The 15,617-nt window shown below is 71.5% G+C and carries 17 protein-coding genes; 6 read left to right on the top strand and 11 right to left on the bottom strand.

What is annotated here, in order from left to right; genetic code table 11:
- Window positions 1-5 precede the first annotated feature (5 nt).
- Window positions 6-1,574 (bottom strand): glutamine-hydrolyzing GMP synthase, encoded by a 1,569-nt coding sequence (gene guaA, locus FWJ67_RS05095; protein ID WP_304171253.1) that lies wholly within the window; start codon window positions 1,572-1,574, stop codon window positions 6-8.
- Window positions 1,574-2,122 (bottom strand): hypoxanthine phosphoribosyltransferase, encoded by a 549-nt coding sequence (gene hpt / locus FWJ67_RS05090; protein ID WP_369686529.1) that lies wholly within the window; start codon window positions 2,120-2,122, stop codon window positions 1,574-1,576. The genes guaA and hpt overlap by 1 nt, the downstream gene beginning before the upstream one ends.
- Window positions 2,123-2,360: 238 nt before the next feature.
- Between hpt and FWJ67_RS05085 the strand changes: the two genes are divergently transcribed.
- Window positions 2,361-2,951: a hypothetical protein gene (locus tag FWJ67_RS05085; RefSeq protein ID WP_304171251.1), complete on the top strand. Its 591-nt coding sequence runs from the start codon at window positions 2,361-2,363 to the stop codon at window positions 2,949-2,951.
- Window positions 2,952-3,060: 109 nt separating this feature from the next.
- Here FWJ67_RS05085 and FWJ67_RS05080 read toward each other — a convergent pair whose 3' ends face one another.
- The 3 genes from FWJ67_RS05080 to FWJ67_RS05070 form a co-directional block, all read right to left on the bottom strand.
- Window positions 3,061-3,897, bottom strand: coding sequence for a DegV family protein (locus FWJ67_RS05080; protein WP_414482610.1), 837 nt, complete (start codon window positions 3,895-3,897; stop codon window positions 3,061-3,063).
- Between the two features lie 135 nt (window positions 3,898-4,032).
- Window positions 4,033-4,767 (bottom strand): 2-phosphosulfolactate phosphatase, encoded by a 735-nt coding sequence (locus FWJ67_RS05075; protein WP_304171247.1) that lies wholly within the window; start codon window positions 4,765-4,767, stop codon window positions 4,033-4,035.
- 14 nt (window positions 4,768-4,781) lie between these two features.
- Window positions 4,782-5,717: a ParA family protein gene (locus FWJ67_RS05070; RefSeq protein WP_304171245.1), complete on the bottom strand. Its 936-nt coding sequence runs from the start codon at window positions 5,715-5,717 to the stop codon at window positions 4,782-4,784.
- A gap of 299 nt (window positions 5,718-6,016) precedes the next feature.
- Between FWJ67_RS05070 and FWJ67_RS05065 the strand changes: the two genes are divergently transcribed.
- The gene (locus FWJ67_RS05065) at window positions 6,017-6,601 is read left to right on the top strand and encodes a cell wall hydrolase (protein ID WP_304171243.1); all 585 of its coding nucleotides are present in this window, start codon (window positions 6,017-6,019) and stop codon (window positions 6,599-6,601) included.
- 138 nt (window positions 6,602-6,739) lie between these two features.
- Here the strand turns inward: FWJ67_RS05065 and FWJ67_RS05060 are convergent, their stop codons facing one another.
- The 6 genes from FWJ67_RS05060 to FWJ67_RS05035 all read right to left on the bottom strand — a co-directional run bounded on the left by FWJ67_RS05060 (window position 6,740) and on the right by FWJ67_RS05035 (window position 12,098).
- Window positions 6,740-7,933, bottom strand: a complete 1,194-nt coding sequence (locus FWJ67_RS05060; protein ID WP_304171241.1) for a pyridoxal phosphate-dependent aminotransferase — start codon at window positions 7,931-7,933, stop codon at window positions 6,740-6,742.
- A gap of 452 nt (window positions 7,934-8,385) precedes the next feature.
- Window positions 8,386-9,405, bottom strand: coding sequence for a tRNA (adenosine(37)-N6)-threonylcarbamoyltransferase complex transferase subunit TsaD (tsaD, locus tag FWJ67_RS05055; RefSeq protein ID WP_304171239.1), 1,020 nt, complete (start codon window positions 9,403-9,405; stop codon window positions 8,386-8,388).
- Between the two features lie 65 nt (window positions 9,406-9,470).
- Entirely contained in the window at window positions 9,471-9,920 is a 450-nt protein-coding gene (gene rimI / locus FWJ67_RS05050) for a ribosomal protein S18-alanine N-acetyltransferase (protein ID WP_304171237.1), read from the bottom strand.
- Window positions 9,921-10,022: 102 nt separating this feature from the next.
- Window positions 10,023-10,826, bottom strand: a complete 804-nt coding sequence (gene tsaB, locus FWJ67_RS05045; protein ID WP_304171235.1) for a tRNA (adenosine(37)-N6)-threonylcarbamoyltransferase complex dimerization subunit type 1 TsaB — start codon at window positions 10,824-10,826, stop codon at window positions 10,023-10,025.
- Complete coding sequence (gene tsaE / locus FWJ67_RS05040; RefSeq protein WP_304171233.1) at window positions 10,804-11,316, bottom strand: tRNA (adenosine(37)-N6)-threonylcarbamoyltransferase complex ATPase subunit type 1 TsaE; 513 nt, start codon at window positions 11,314-11,316, stop codon at window positions 10,804-10,806. The genes tsaB and tsaE overlap by 23 nt, the downstream gene beginning before the upstream one ends.
- A gap of 17 nt (window positions 11,317-11,333) precedes the next feature.
- Window positions 11,334-12,098, bottom strand: coding sequence for a gamma-glutamyl-gamma-aminobutyrate hydrolase family protein (locus FWJ67_RS05035; RefSeq protein WP_304171231.1), 765 nt, complete (start codon window positions 12,096-12,098; stop codon window positions 11,334-11,336).
- Between the two features lie 267 nt (window positions 12,099-12,365).
- On the opposite strand from FWJ67_RS05035, the gene FWJ67_RS05030 reads away from it, so the two are divergent.
- From FWJ67_RS05030 to FWJ67_RS05015, 4 genes are all read left to right on the top strand, one after another.
- Window positions 12,366-13,073 carry a hypothetical protein gene (locus tag FWJ67_RS05030; RefSeq protein WP_304171229.1) on the top strand — a complete coding sequence of 236 codons (708 nt, stop codon included), beginning with the start codon at window positions 12,366-12,368 and terminating at the stop codon, window positions 13,071-13,073.
- A gap of 31 nt (window positions 13,074-13,104) precedes the next feature.
- Window positions 13,105-13,866 (top strand): hypothetical protein, encoded by a 762-nt coding sequence (locus FWJ67_RS05025; protein ID WP_304171227.1) that lies wholly within the window; start codon window positions 13,105-13,107, stop codon window positions 13,864-13,866.
- Between the two features lie 304 nt (window positions 13,867-14,170).
- A complete protein-coding gene (locus FWJ67_RS05020; protein ID WP_414482609.1) occupies window positions 14,171-14,842 on the top strand; it encodes a LuxR C-terminal-related transcriptional regulator in 672 nt (223 codons plus the stop codon).
- Between the two features lie 155 nt (window positions 14,843-14,997).
- The coding region (locus FWJ67_RS05015; RefSeq protein WP_414482608.1) for a hypothetical protein at window positions 14,998-15,617 on the top strand (620 nt) is incomplete at its 3' end.

The following is a 15,617-nucleotide window of genomic DNA, read 5'->3' as shown; positions in this document are numbered from 1 at the left end:
CTTGTTTACTCCCACTCGATGGTCCCGGGCGGCTTGGAGGTGATGTCGTACACCACCCGGTTGACCTCCGGGATCTCGTCGGTGATCCGGCTCGAGATCCGGGCCAGCACCTCGTGGGGTAGGGGCACCCAGGTCGCCGTCATGGCATCGACGCTGTGGACAACCCGGACCGCCACCAGGGAGCCGTAGGTCCGCTGGCCGTCCCGCATCCCCACCGTCCGGATGGGGGTCAACACGGCGAAGGCCTGCCACACGTCCTGGAGGAGGCCGGCCCTCTCCAGCTCCTCCCGCACGATGGCGTCGGCCCGGCGGACAATGGCCAGCGCCTGGGGCTCCACCGGCCCCACGATCCGCACCGCCAACCCCGGACCGGGGAAGGGGTGGCGGTCGATCAGCGCCGGGGGCAGGCCCAGCTCCCGGCCCAGCTCCCGCACCTCATCCTTGAAGAGCTCCCGCAGGGGCTCCACCAGCTCCATGGCCAAGCGCTCCGGCAGGCCGCCCACATTGTGGTGGCTCTTGATGACCGGGCCGTCCTTCCCGCCGGGCCCGCCGCTTTCGATGACATCCGGGTAGATGGTCCCTTGGGCGAGGAACCGGACGGGCCCCAGCTTCCGCGCTTCCTCTTCAAAGACCCGGATAAACTCGTTGCCGATCCGGCGGCGCTTCTCTTCGGGATCGGTCACCCCCGCGAGGCGGGCCAGGAACCGCTGGGCCGCGTCCACCACCACCAGCCGGTCCCCCAGGAACCGGAAGGCCTCCCGGACCGCCTCCACCTCCCCTTCCCGGAGGAGGCCGTGATCCACGAAGATGCAGGTGAGCTGGTCCCCCACCGCCCGGTGGAGGAGCGCGGCGGTGACCGTCGAGTCCACCCCGCCGCTCAGGCCGAGGATGACCCGTTCCCCCCCGATGCGCGCCCGCAGGGCGGCCACCTGCTCCTCCAGGTAGGCCCGCATCTGCCAGCGGCCCTGAAGGCCGCAGACCCGGAAGAGGAAGTTGCGGAGGAGGCTCTCCCCTGGGGGCTCAGCGAGCCTTCCAGGGTGGACGGCCAGCCCAAAGAGGGGCCGCTCCCGGTGGCGGAACGCGACGGGTCGGTCCCCGGCGGTGGCGATCACCTCCAACCCCGGGGGCGGCACAATCCGCTGGCCAGCGGGCATCACGGGAACGGTCCACGGTTCGTCGGGCTCCAGGCCGTGGAGGAGGTCGGACCCATGGAGGATCCGCACAGGCTGCGGCCCGTCCAGTCCGCCGGCCGCCTCCAGCCCGCCGCCCAGCTCCCGGAGCACGGCCAGAAGCCCGGCCCCGATGGCCAAAAGAGGAAGACCCGAGCTCAGGAGCTCGGGGTCGAGACGGACCGTGTCGGAGTCGGGTTCCAGCCCGGCCTCGCCGGCCAGGATCAGCCCCTTGGGCTGAAGGGCCAGGAGCTCCGCCGCCGGTGTGCTGGCCGGCACCACCTGGGAGTAGACCTGGGCCTGCCGGACCCGGCGGGCGATGAGGGAGGCCGCCCGCCCCCCCACGTCCAGAACCAGGACCCGCTCCGCCCGGGCCGCGGCCGCCTCCCCACAGGCAGGACCCATCAGGACTGAACCTCCGAGTAGACCTCAGGCTTGAGGATGCCCACGTAGGGCAGGTTCCGGTACTTCTCCGCGTAGTCCAGGCCGTACCCCACCACGAAGGCATCGGGAATGGTGAAGCCTGTATAGCGGATGGGCAGGGACGCCTTCCGGGGCACCTGCTTGTCCAGGAGGACGCAGACCTCCAAGGAGTTGGGCCGGCGGGAGCGGAGGTTCTCCAGGAGGTAGGCCAAGGTGAGCCCCGAGTCGATGATGTCCTCGACGATCAGGACATCCTTCCCCTCGATGCTCCCATCCAGGTCCTTCAGGATCCGGACCACGCCGCTGCTGCGAACGTTGTTCCCGTAACTGGAAATGGCCATGAAGTCGATGGTGACCGGAATGGTGATGGCGCGCAACAGATCGGCCATGAAGACCACGGCCCCGCGCAAGATGCAGACCAGGACCAGGGGACGGCCAGCGTAATCCCGGCTGATCTCCTCCCCCAGCTCCTTCACCCGGCGGGCGATCTGCTGCTCGTCGACCAGAATCTCCCTGATATCCGAATCCAAGGCGGACCCCCCACGAAGGTTGTCCCCATTCTAGCACAGGGAAAGGAGGGGGGCAATCGGCTGGCGGCCGGCGGGGCCAGGCGGAAAGGGCCTTGCCACCTGGGCGGCCACCACCGGGCCGTTGCCAACTTCGGGAAGGGGAGCCGCCCTTCGTGGCGAATCGGCTACACTGCAACACGTGCCAAGGGGCGAGGGCGCTCGGCGCGGGCCTCTCCCGGCGGTAACGGTGGTGGGGAGCATGACGGTGATCAGCCTTCGGGAGTACGTGGACGAAAGCGGGTCCACGGAGATGGGGCCCTTAGCCCGGTTTGCCGCCTACCTGGGCCGGATCGTGGCCGCTGCCCAGGCCTACCCGGCCGGCCCCATCATCCCCTCAGCCATCCGTTGCCGGCGCCGGCCCAACCGCCGGCGGTGCCCCGGGTATCTGGATATCGTCCGGCTCGACATTCCCCGGGAAATCCGCTGGGAGTGCATCGAGTGCGGTGACCAGGGCGTCATCCGCGACTGGCACGGCACCCCCTGGGACCTCCGCCTCCCCCAGCGGCCCCTGCCGGAGGAGGCCTCCTTCTGGCTGGTGGTCACCGAGGACGAGCTCCAGGCCCTGGTTGCCCTCATGCCGGGCATGGCCCCGGAGGGGGCGCGCATGGTGGCCGCCGCCTTGCGGACCAGCGAGGGGCTCACCTTGGTGGGTGAGGTGGAGGCTTTCATGGTTGTGGCTGATGCCATCCGCCTCGCGCTCCTGGACGGCGTCTCCCGGAAGACCCGCCAGCTCCTGATGGGCCTGCTGGAGCGTCTGGCCATGGTCGTCTCTGACACCGACTGGATCTAGACCCAACCTGGATGGGCACAGCCTCGGTCCGGCACTCTCCGAGCGCCGGACCGGTCCGGACCAGACCCCCCCAATCCGGACCCGGGCCAAGGCGTGCCCCGGCCGTCCCCTACTGGTAATAGACCACACAGATGGCCCCAGGGCCCGAGTGGGTGCCCAAGACCGGGGAGAAGTCGGTGAGGATGGTCTCCACCGGCTTCACCCGCTCCACCAGCTGCTCCAGCACCCTCTGGGCATCCTCCAGGGCGTCGGCATGCATCACCGCCAATCGGCCCTGGCCGGGGGTGAGCTCCTCCACCGCCCGGTTCATGATGTAGCCCAGGGCCCGCTTCCAGGTCCGCAGGCGGGCCACCGGGGTCACCACTCCGTCCTGATCGCCCACCACCGGCTTGATCTGGAGAAGGTTGCCCACCAGCGCGGCCGCCCGGCCGATACGCCCGCCCCGCCGCAGGTACTCCAGGGTGGGCACCGCGGCCAGGAGCCGGGTCCGCTTCAGCACCCGCCGGGCCTCGTTGGCCACCTCTTCCAGGGAGGCCTGGGCCCGGGCGAGCCGGGCGGCGGCGAGGGCGCCAAACCCTTGGGCCATAAGGGCCGTCCGGCTGTCGATCACCTCCACCGCCCGCTCCTTCCACATCCGGGCGGCCTGGAGGGCCGAGTTGAACGTGCCGCTGATCCCGCTGCTCAGGGTGAGGACCACAATGCCCGTCGCCCCCTGGGAGGCGAGCCGCTCGAAGGCCCGCACGAAGTCCCCCGGTGTGGGCTGAGCGGTGGTGGGCAGCTCGTCGCTGGCCCGCAAGCGGGCGAAAAACTCCTGGGGCTTCAGATCCACCCCGTCCCGGTAGGTCTCCCCTCCAAAGGTGACGTAGAGGGGGACCACTTCAATCCCCTCGGCGTCGGCCAACTCAGGGGGCAGGTCCGACGCGCTGTCGGTCACGACGCGGATCACCTGGTCGCCTCCTTCGGGTAGCCTTTCCTCATCTCCGGAGGAGCAGCACCACTCGCGGGCCACCAGGTTGACCGGTCGGGACCTCGCACCGGCACTCCTCCCCATCAGGGGATACGGACAGGCCCCCCGGAAGGTTCAAATCGGTTCCCGAGCCGGCCGCAGCCAGCCATCTTCCAGGCGGATCACCCCCGGCCACACGTCCCGCTGAGCCGCCAGAGCCAAATCCTGGGCGAAGCCCAACCCGACGAGGTACTGGCCGTGCTCCGCGGCCCGCAGGGCTTCCAGCTCCCGCCCCTCCCAGGCCACCGCCAGCGCCTCCGCCACCCGGGCGGTGTCGGCCAGCTGGAGCTGGACCCCCAGCCTCTGGAGGTGACGGACGACCCACCCGGCCGCGAGGAGATCTTCCAGGGAGAGGCGGCCTTCCGTCCCGGCGCAGACCAGCCGGACGGGCCGGCCTCGCCGGGCCAAGTACCGGGCCGTCGCCTCCCCGTGGCGCAAGGAGGTGACCAACACCTCCCCGCTCCCCGCCACCGCCTCCAGGGCCCGGGTGCCGTTGGTGGTGGTCAAGACCAGCCGCCGGCCCCGAAGCTCCAGGCCCATCAGCTCCGCGGGCGAGTTCCCCAGATCGAACCCCTGGGGCGGCAGGCCCCCCCGCTCGCCGGCCAGGAGCACCCCCTGGCCCGCCTCCCGGAGGCTCTGGGCCAATGCCCGGGCCGCCTCCACCTCCCGCACGGGCCGGACGCCCCAGGCGCCCCGCTCCAGCGCGGTTGCCACCCAGGTGGTCGCCCGCAGGACATCGATGACCACCGCCACCCCATCGGGGTTGGGCGGGCCCGCCTCCTCCGTTCGGAAGGCTACCTCCACCCTCACCATGTCCGCCTCCTTCACCCATCCGGCCCCGGCTTCAGCTGCTTCGGCGGGAGATTCCGCATGGGACCCGCCGTCCCCCAGACCCGGGCCTTCCACCGGGCGCCGGCATCGCTCTCGGCCGTCGGCTCCGGAAGGGGGCCCAGGCGGCGCAGGGCGCCCGGTGGGCTGCCCTCTTCGGGGGTCCCCGGGGCCCGCCGGGCCAGCTCCGCCGCCACCTCCCGGTAGACCTCCGTCCCCGGGTTGCCCGGCGCGAAGGCGAGAATGGGCTGGCCGGCCTGGGCCGCCTCGGAGAAGCGGATGCTCCGGGGGACCACCTGGGGGAAGACGGGATACTCGCCGCCGAAGTGGCGGTGGATCGCCTCCAGGCTCTCCCGGGCGTGGCGAGTGCGGGTGTCGTACAGGGTGGGGAGGATCCCCACCACCCGGAGCCGGCTGTTGAGCCGCACCCGGACCTTGCCCATCATCCGCAGGAGCACCTCCACGCCCCGCAGGGAGAGGTACTCGCAGGCGACGGGGATGAGGACCTGGTCGCACGCGGCCAGGGCGTTGATGGTCAGGAGGCCCAGGCTGGGCTGGGAGTCGATGAGGACCCAGTCGTACCGGTCCCGGAGCGGGGCAAGCAGGGCCGCCACCCGCCGCTCCCGAGCGACCAGGTTGATCAGCTCCATCTCGGCGAGGGAGAGGTCCACGTTGCTGGGGAGGAGGTCGGGGCCGAAGGCGGTGGGGAGGAGAAACGCCTCGGCCGGCACCTCCTTCAGCAGCCCATCGTAGAGGCTGACCTCCAGCGCGTCGGGGGCGAACCCCGAGGCGAGGGTAAGGGAGCCTTGGGGGTCCAGGTCGACCATCAGCACCCGGGCCCCGCCCTCGGCCAAGGCGGCCGCCACGTTGAGGACGGTGGTGGTCTTGGCCACGCCGCCCTTCTGGTTGGCCACGGTGATCACCCGGACCATGCTCCTCGCTCCTTTCCGAATCCGGCGGCCATCTTGCCCAGGCGACCCTCTGCCGGGAATCTCGCCCAGCACACCCTCCGCCTGCGAATCCTGGGATCCGTTTGGGACCCTTTTCAGTTCTCGCCGTCTCAGGGCCTCCCAGCCAGCCTCACCCGCTCCAGAGAGGATTTCCAGCGGGGACGGCCCACCCGGGCTCAACTATGCTGGGGACAAGCCCGCCCATCTCTGGGCAGGGCTGGCATCTTTTGCACCGTTCATGCTGCCAGGCAGCATGCACAGACGCAGAAGGAGATGACCTGATGAACCTTGTGCGCTCCATCGCCTTCGGCGCGTTGCTCGCCTTGGTCGCCAGCCTTCCGGCGGCGGCGGCCACCTACACCGTCCGGCCGGGCGACACCCTCTGGCTCATCGCCCAGCGTCACGGCACCACCGTGGCGGAGATCCAGCGGGCGAGCAACGTCTGGACCACCTGGATCTACCCGGGCCAGACCCTCACCATCCCAGGCTCCGGCGGCACCGCCCGCATGAGTGCCAGTGACCACGACCTCCTGGCCCGCCTGATCGAGGCCGAGGCCCAGGGTGAGCCCTATGCGGGCATGGTGGGCGTGGCCGCTGTGGTCTTCAACCGGGTGGAGGACGGCCGGTTCCCCAAGACCATCCCCGGGGTGGTCTACGAGCGGGGCGCCTTCGAATCGGTCTCCAACGGCTTGATCTGGCGCCGCCAGCCCTCCGCGACGGCCTACAAGGCCGCCCAGGATGCGGCCAACGGCTGGGACCCCACCTACGGCGCGCTCTTCTTCTGGAACCCCTCGGTGCCCGTCAACCCCTGGATGTGGAGCCGACCCACCACCACCCAGATCGGCAACCACCTCTTCGCCCGCTAGCCCCTCCCCGCGCCTCCTGGGAGGAGGGTCGCCCCTCCCCGCAGCCGGGGCCCCAGGCCCCGGCTGCCTGCTTCCTCCCTCGCCCCGCCGAGCCATCAACCCCCGGCCTCACCTCCCCGGCCGGCCCGCCGCCCGACCTCAGCCGTCCGAGCGGGCGTAGGCCTCCAAGCGGAGCAACCCCTCCTCAATCTGCTCCATCGACGTCGCGTAACTCAACCGAAGGTACTCCTGGTCCTCCTCGGGGGCGGGCGTGCCGAAGGCGCTCCGGCTGAGGACGGCCACCCCCGCCTCGGCCAGGAGCGCCTCTTGGAGATCCCGGGCCGACTTCAACCCCTTGGCCCGAACCAGTTCCGTCACGTTGGGAAAGACGTAGAAGGCGCCCTGGGGCACAGGACAGCGGATCCCCGGGATCCGGTTCAAGCCCTGGACCATCCGGTCCCGCCGGGCCCGGAAGGCCTCCACCATCTGCCGGACGGGCTCCTGGTCCCCCGTGAGGGCGGCCAGGGCGGCGTGCTGGGTGAAGGTGGCCGTACACGACTCGGCATTGGTCACCAACCGGGCCACGTCCTCGGCCAGGGCCTGGGGCATGACGCCGTAGCCGATCCGCCAGCCCGTCATGGCGTAGGCCTTCGAAAAGCCGTCCAAGAGGATAGTCCGCTCCTTGGCCCCCGGCAGGGCATAGGGCGAGTGGTGGGGTTCGTCGTAAACGATGCGGCTGTAGATCTCGTCGCTCAGGATCCAGAAATCGTACCGCTGGGCCAGGCGGACCAGGGCCTCCAGGGCCTCCTGGGAGACCACGCTCCCCGTGGGGTTATGGGGCGAGTTGATGATGACCATCGCCGTGCGCGGCCCCACCCGGGCCTCCAGGTCCTCAGGGGTGAAGGAGAAGCCTGCCTCCTCCCGCAAGGGCAGGGGGACGGGTGTGGCACCCACCAGCCGGATGACCGACTCGTAGATGGGGAAGCCCGGATTGGGGTAGACCACCTCGTCACCAGGGCCGGCGACGGCCAGGAGGCTGTGGAAGATGATGGGTTTGGCGCCCGGGGTGATCACCACCTCTTCCGGCGCCACGGGCACGCCCCGGGTCTGGGTGACGTGGACCGCCACCGCCTCCCGCAGGGGCCAGATCCCGGCGGAGGGACTGTAATGGGTCTCGTTCCGCCGGATCGCCTCGATCCCCGCCTCCTTCACCGCCTCAGGGGTGGGAAAGTCGGGCTCGCCGATGCAGAAGCTGACGATGCTCCGCCCTTGCCGCTCGGCTTCCGCCACCCGGGCCAGCACTTCGAAGGCCGTCTCCGTTCCCACCACCTGCATCCGCGCCGCTCGTCGCACCTGCGCGACCCTCCCCGCATGCTGAGATGGAACCCAGCCGTCCCTCCCCGTCGCGCCGGCCCTTTTGACCCGGATCTCTGCCCGGCCTTCCCGAGCCTGGTCACCCTTTGTCCGAATTGACGGACAGCGCCGCGCGTTGCTATAATGAGGCCCACATCAGGCACGCCCGCCACGCCTTGCGAAGGGGGCACGCGCCGTGCAGTCCAAGGTCTCCTCCCTGCCCACCGATCGGAAGCCCAAGGGGCGCCTCCCACGCTTGCCCGTCAGGCTCGGGGCCCGGATGCTCCCGTTCTACCGGCCCCTGGTGCAGTTGGGTCCCCTCCAGCTCCTCCGTCGGGCCGATGGCAGCCTCTTCTGGCGCTGGAAGGGACGCCGGCGCCACCGGCTGGGGGCCGCCCCGGCCGCGGGTCGCGCCGCCCGCCAGCGCCCCGCCCGCCGCCAGACCCTTCCCCCTACCCGTCCAAGCTGAGGTTGGGCACGGCATTCAGGTCGAGGCCTGCCCGCTCCCCCCGCTGCCAGCGCACGTAGCCGGCCGCCGCGATCATGGCCCCGTTGTCGGTGCAGAAGGCGGGCCGGGGGACGTAGAAGGGCACGCCGAGGGCCGCCGCCCCCTCACTCAGGAGCTGGCGGAGGCGGCTGTTGGCCGCCACCCCGCCCGCCACCGCGATGGCCTGGGCGCCCACCTCCCGGGCGGCGGCCAGGGTCTTCTCGGCCAGCACCCCCACCACCGCCTCCTGGAAGCTGGCGGCAAAGTCGGCCAGGGGCACCTCCTCTCGGTCCTGGAGCTGGCGCCAGAGGGTGAGCGCGGCCGTCTTCAGCCCGCTGAAGCTGAAATCGAACCCCTCCCTGAGGGCCCGGGGGAAGCTGAAGGCCTCGGGGTCGCCCTCCCGGGCCAGGCGGTCCAGCTCGGCCCCCGCCGGGTAGGCGAGCCCCATGGCCCGGCCGATCTTGTCGATGGCCTCCCCCGCCGCATCGTCCCGAGTCTTGCCCAGGCGGCGGTAGACGCCCCAGTCCACCACCTCCAGGAGTTCCGTGTGGCCCCCGGAGGCGATGAGGCAGAGGAAGGGCGGCTCCAGCTCGGGGAAATCCAGCCGGTTGGCGTAGATGTGGCCTTCGATATGGTTGACCGCCACCAAGGGAAGCCCCGCCCCGTAGGCCAAGGCTTTCGCGCCGGCGATCCCCACCAGCAGGGCCCCCACCAGGCCCGGCCCCTGGGTGACCGCCACCGCGTCCAGATCGCTCAAGGCGAGGCCCGCCTGATCCAGGGCCTGGCGGACCACGGGCAGGAGGGTCTCCACGTGGCGCCGGGAGGCGATCTCGGGCACCACCCCGCCGAAGCGCCGGTGGATCTCCACCTGGGAGGCGACCACGTTGCTCAAGAGGCGGGTCCCCCCCGCCACCACCGCCGCCCCCGTCTCGTCACAGCTGGTCTCGATGCCCAGGATCAATCCGTCTCGTGCAAGCCCCGCCATACCGCTCCCTCACGTCCTCCCGCCGGCCGGCTTGGCGTGCGGCCGACTCGCCGGTCCTTCGCCATTCACAAGTCCTTCCACATGATAAAGGCGTCTTCGTTGTTGTCCCGGTAGTATCCCCGGCGGACGCCAGCGCTCCGGTAGCCCAGGCTCCGGTAGAGGTTCTGGGCGATCAGGTTGCTCCGGCGGACCTCCAGGGTCATCCGCTTGCCGCCCTTCTGCCGCACCAGGTCCTCCACGGCCAGCATCAGCTTCCGGCCGATGCCCAGCCCCCGGTAATCGGGGTGGACGGCCACGTTGGTCACGTGCCCCTCGTCCAGGACCAGCCAAACCCCCACGTACCCCGCAGGCCGGGCCCGCCGGGGCCGGGGCGGCACGGGAGGCACCAGCCGGGCCACCAGGTAGTAGGCCCGGTCATTCTCCAAGAGCTCCGAGAGGAAGGCGTACCGGGACCAGGGGGTGGGAAAGGAGAGCCGCTCAATGGTCAGCACATCCCCCAGGTCCCGCAGGCGCATGGGTTCAACAACGACCTCGAAGGACTCTCTGGCTTCTGTCGCCATCCTTGTGCCGGCCAGCCCCAAGCCCTGGCCGGGCTCCTCCTTCCTCGGGACGTCCCCTCAGCCTGCGCCTTTCCGCCCCTCGTCGTCCCCGCCGGCCGCCCGGCGCTCCGCCTCCGTCTCCCGCAAGTACCGGGGCAGGACCTCCATGGGATCCTGGGCCTGGCCCGCCCGCCAGCGCCGCGCCCCCAAGAGGGCGACCGCCCCCGGACGGAGGTGGTCCAGGCTCCAGTGGGCGGGGATCACCCGGTCCCGGAAGGCTGCCCCTGCCTCCGAGGCGAGCCATTGGTGGAAGCCCTCGGCCCCCTCCCCCACCAGGCAGACACGGCCCGGTCGCTCCACCAGGGGAGCCAGGAGCTCCTGGGGCGTCCAGCGGCCCGGCGGCACGGGCTGCTCCCACTGGGCGGGCTCCCCGTCCCCAGGCCGGTACAGGGCCCCGAAGTAGGCGCCCCGCCGGGCGGGCAGGACGGGCAGCAACCACGCCGCGGGCACCGCCCGGGCCTGCCAGGCGAGGGCCTCCAGGCTGAGGACGGGCACCACCGGCACCTCCCAGGCGAAGCCCAAGGCCTTGGCCGTCATGACGCCGATGCGGATCCCTGTGTAGGAACCGGGGCCCTGGCTGACGGCCACCGCGGCCACCTGATGGGGCTCCACCCCCGCCGCCGCCATCACCGCCTGGAGGGCGGGCATCAGCCGCTCCGAGTGGGTCGCTTCCACACCGGCCAACTGCTCGGCCCGGAGGACGATCCCCTCCTCCACCACCTCGGCCACCGCCGCGCCGCCCAGGCGCCCTGAGCTCTCCAGCCCCAGCACGTACCGGCGGGGCCGGCTCCTTGGAAGATTATTCCTTTCGCTGCTCGTCATCCGGTCCCTGCTGAACCCCCTCACCCATGGCCAGCTGGCCCAGGAGCCCTTCCATGCGGCGGCCCCGGGCCACCAGCTCCACCGCCCGGACCTGCTCGTCCACCACGTCCAGGCGCACCACCAGCCCCTCTTCGGGCCGGAGGCCCTCAGGCAGGTGGGCCGCCCACTCGACGACGGCCACCCCGTCCCCCTCCAAAAACTCCTCCAGCCCCAGGGCCTCCACGTCGGCCGCCCGCTCCAGGCGGTAGAGGTCCATGTGGTACAGGGGGAGCCGCCCGTGGTGGACCTGCATCAGGGTGAAGCTGGGGCTGGTCACCTGCTCTGGGTCGATCCCCAAGCCGAGGGCGATCCCCTTGGTCATCAGGGTCTTGCCCGCCCCCAGATCCCCCTCCATCAGGAAGACATCCCCCGCTTGGGCCCGCTCGCCCAGCCACCGGCCCAGGGCCAGGGTCTCCTCAGGGCTGGTGCTTCGCCACGTCCAACGCTCCACCCGGAACCCCCTTCCTCTTACGGAATGATGCCCCTCTCACCGCGGTGCGGTGCCGCCGCAACCCGGGCCGCCTCCACCAGCCCCCGGAAGAGCCCCCGCTGCTCGGGCCACCGGCCCACCAGGTGCTCCGGGTGCCACTGGACCCCCACGCAGAAGTGGTCCTCCCCAGCCCGCTCGATGGCCTCCACCACCCCGTCGCTGGCGTGGGCCACCGCCCGGAACCCGGGGGCCACCTGGCGGACCGCCTGGTGATGGAAGCTGTTGACAACCACCTCACCGCCCGGCGTGTCCAAGAGCTGGGCCAGCCGGGAGCCGGGGTGGACCCGAACGGGGTGGCTCCGGTGCCAGCGGGGCGCCCGCTGGCTGTGCTGGAGGCGGGCGACCTCGCCCAGATCCTGGTGGAGGTCGCCCCCGGCGGCCACGTTGAGCACCTGAACACCCCGGCAGATGGCCAGGAGCGGCGTCCGGCGCCGGAGGGCCTCCTGGGCCAAGGCCAGCTCCAGCGCGTCCCGATCCGGATCCACCCAGCCCAGCCGGGGGTCGGGCTCTTGGCCGTAGTGCCGGGGATCCAGGTCATCGCCGCCCGTCAAGAGCAGCCCATCCACCCGGGCCAGGAGGGCGGCGGCCACCTGGGCCAGGTCCAGCCCCCCGGGCTCCAAGGGCGGGAGCACCACGGGCAGGCCGCCGGCCGCCGCCACCGCCTCCAGGTAGGCCACATGAAGAAAGGCCTGGCTCTGGTCCTCCCGCCGTCCGCAGCTGAGCCCGATCACCGGTCGCTCCACCGCGCCCGCCCTCCTTCCCCGGCCAAACCGCGCTCCGGACCGCTGGGCGCCTCCAGGGCCTGCTTCGCCCTCATCCAGGTCTTCCCTGCCTCACCAGGACTCCCCGGCAGGAGGCCCTTCCATGCCAAGAGAAGGCGTCTGTGCCTTCGGTTGCACATGCGTACCGGGGGGCTGCCCGCAGGCGGCTCCCGTCCCGGTACCCCCACGTCGCACCTGAAGTCGAGCGACCACATGGAACAGATCTATGCCGCAGAAGGGGTGTACCAGGTGTTCCAACGTATCCGCCGTCTTCTCTTCGCCCTCATGGCCCTGGCGCTGGCCTACAGCCTGCGGGCACCCGCAGTCCTCGCCGTCAGCCCAGAGCTTTCCATGGAATACTGGCTGTCCCGCCTGGCCCGGGAGGACCGGGCGGGCAGCCAGATCACCCGGACCAGCGAGGCCGCGCCCCAGCTCCTGGCCCAGTTCGGCCTGGAGCTCACCCCCCGGCTGACGGTGGCCGGTGAACTGGCCACCACCCCCGACCAGGTGGCCCAGACCGTCGACGGGCTGGCCGACGGCGCGGCGACCTGGCCCGTGCCCGGCTACCGGGTGGAGGCCACCTACCGCCTGCCCCTCCTGGGGGCCGCCGTCGGGCCCACCTATGTCCACTCGGTCCTTCCCGAAGGGGAGGACTCGCCGGTGACGGTGACCGGCTTGGGTGGCCTGGTGGCCGGTGGGGTGAACCTCTCGAAGCGGGTCCGCCTCGAGGGTTCCGTCCGTCACGTGCCCCAGGCGGAGGTGCTGGAGGCGGGCCAGACCCGGCAGGGTACCTACACCCAGTTCCAGGTAGGCGCCAGCCTCAACCTCTGGCGGGGGCTGGAGGCCCACGCCGGGTACCGCCAGGAGCAGACCGAGATTCCCAACCCGGCTGAGGGCCTCCAGGAGCGGGGGTACCAGCAGAGCGGGTACACCCTCGGCCTGGCCTACCAATTCTGAGGCCGAAAGCCCAAAGGAGGTTGGGTGACCCATGCGCACCACGGCGCCCGAAACCAGGAGCCTGCCCCGGACCGGCCAGCCCGGGCCTGGGCTCCGGATCCTCACCGTCTGCCTGCTGGTGGCCGGGCTCCTCGCCGCGGCAACGCCCCAGGCTGGCGCGGTCAGCTCCTTCATGGAGGTGAACCGGGGCCAAGACCGGCTGGTGGACAGCTACCGCTCCAACGTGGACGGCATGACCGCGTCCTTCGATGTCCCCCTGGAGACGACCGCCATCACCACCGCCCTGAGCCTCGCCCCGGGCACCGAGTTCCGCCTGGTCACCGAGGCCAACCGGATTCCCGCCGACCGGGATCCGTCCCGGCCCGCCAGCCACCTGCTCCGGGCCGAGGCGTGGGCCGGCCTGAGCCCCTGGCCCGTCGCCCTGGGCCTGATCCACCAGGCGGTCTCCTGGCAGTGGGCCACCGACGGGGCCGACGAGCAGATCCCCTTTGAGGCGGCCGGCTGGGGGCTGGGGTTGGAGACCCGCCTGGCTGTCACCAACCAGCTGGCGGTGGGGGCCAGCCTGCGGGCCACACCCTGGGCCCGGTGGACCGACGAGACCATGAACGCCATGGACCCCCACCGGCTCTTCTTCCTGGGCTACGACCTCCAGGCCCGGTACTTCCTCTCCCCCACCATCTCCCTCCAGGCAGGCTACCGGGCCGACACCCTCCGGGCCGTGGCCTTCCAGGGCGCCATCAGCCGGGATGTGACCCGTTCGGGCTTCTACGGCGGCCTGGCCATCGGCTTCTAGCCCGAGGCGTTCCAGGTTGAGGCGGGGCGGGCCCTGGCGGGCCCGCCCTTCTCCGCTGGCCTTTCCGTCCCCCAGCCCGCCTCTCCCAGAAACGTCCGCCGGAGGAGGAGGGGCCCGGGGTCCCGGCGTAGACTCCCAATACGGGATTCATCCGAAGACTGAAACGATTTCGGGGCCACGTTGTGCTCAGTTTGGGGCACACCCCGCTTCTCGCCGCCCGGGAGGTCCAGGGGCCCGGGCGCGGCTCAGGCGGCCGCGGCTCACCCGGCTGGGCTGGCGGCCCCGTGCCTGGGAGGTGACCGTTGTGGCCACCAGCCTGCCCACCACCGTCCTCCTTGTGGAGGACGATCCCCTGGCCCGCCACGCCTACCGGAGCCTCCTGGAGAGCTTGGCTCCCAGCATCCGCCTGGTGGGCGAGGCCGCCTCGCCCGAAGCCGCCCTGGAGCACGCCTTCGCCCTCCAGCCCCGGGTGGTGCTGGTCGACCTCCAGCTGGGGACCGCCGACGGCCTCGACCTGACCCGGGGCCTCATCCACCGGGGGTTCACCGGCGGGGTTCTGGTGGTCAGCGTCCTGCCCGACGAGCCCTACGCCCTGCGGGCTCTGGAGGCCGGGGCCAGGGGGTACCTGCGGAAAGACCACGTCGCCCACGAGTTGGAACGGGCCATCAGGGCCGTCGGCCGGGGGGAGACCTACCTCCACCCCGCCGCCGCCCCCCACCTGGTCTCCTCCCTCCTCCAGGCCTGGGTGCCCCGGCCGACAGGGCCCCGGACGGCCCTGACCCCCAGGGAGCTGGAAACCCTGGCCCTTCTCACCCAGGGACTGAGCAACAAGGAGATCGCCGCCGCCCTCCACTGTTCCACCCGCACCGCCAAAGCCCACGTCTCCCGGATCCTCCAGAAGCTGGGCGTGGAGGACCGGACCCAAGCCGCCCTCCTGGCGGTCCGCTGCGGGCTCGTCAAGCCCCAGCTCTCCTAGACCCCCTCGATCGCCTCCCAATCGAACGTCAGTTTGTTGTCCTGGCGGCCAAGGGCCCTGGGACCAGGGGGTGTGCTCCCCTGGCCGATTGTCGCCTCCGGCGCCCTTTCCCTATACTTGCCCACGGCTGGGAGCACGGGGAGAGGGTGAGCCGCATGGCTGGCAAGGGACGCAGGATTCCAGGACACCTCCTGGGCATGGTGGGGGCCGCGTTCCTTTGCCTCCTCCTCACCGTGCCGGCCGGGGCCGCCTCCCATCCCCTGGTCGTCACCTACGAGATCGAGGCGGTCACCGACGGCGTGGTCCGAGACGCTGACGGCTTCTGGCTGGTCCCCCTCGGTGAAGAGGTGGAGTGGCAGGTCGTCTGGACGGTGACCAACACCTCCCTGGCCGCGGTCCGGCAGGTCGCCCTGCGGAACAACTACGGGGCCGAGTTGGAGATCGACCCCCGGTCCGTCATGGGGTCCCGGGGCCACGTGGACGTCCGCCGGCTCGGCCAAGGCCGGGGGGCCACTCAGGTCCTCTGGTCCGTCGGCGACCTGCCCAGTGGGGCATCGGCCAGCCTCACCTTCCGTCTCCGCACCGGACGCAACCCCGCTGGGAAGCAACAGTACCACGAGCCAGGCCAGTACTGTCTCGACTCCGCCCTCACCGTCTGGTGGAAGGGGGGCAGCTTCGCCCACCCCTGCATCCCGGTACGCGTTCCGGAGAGGCACTGGCTCCGGGTCGAGGTGCCCTTCACCCGGAAAGACTGGCGGGTCCGCAAGCCCGGCGA

It is taken from the genome of Limnochorda sp. (assembly GCF_047459355.1).
In the GTDB taxonomy this organism is placed as follows: Bacteria; Bacillota; Limnochordia; order Limnochordales; family Limnochordaceae; genus Limnochorda.
The sequence above is the reverse complement of the archived record's forward strand: the minus strand, read 5'-3'. Positions and strand labels throughout refer to the sequence as shown.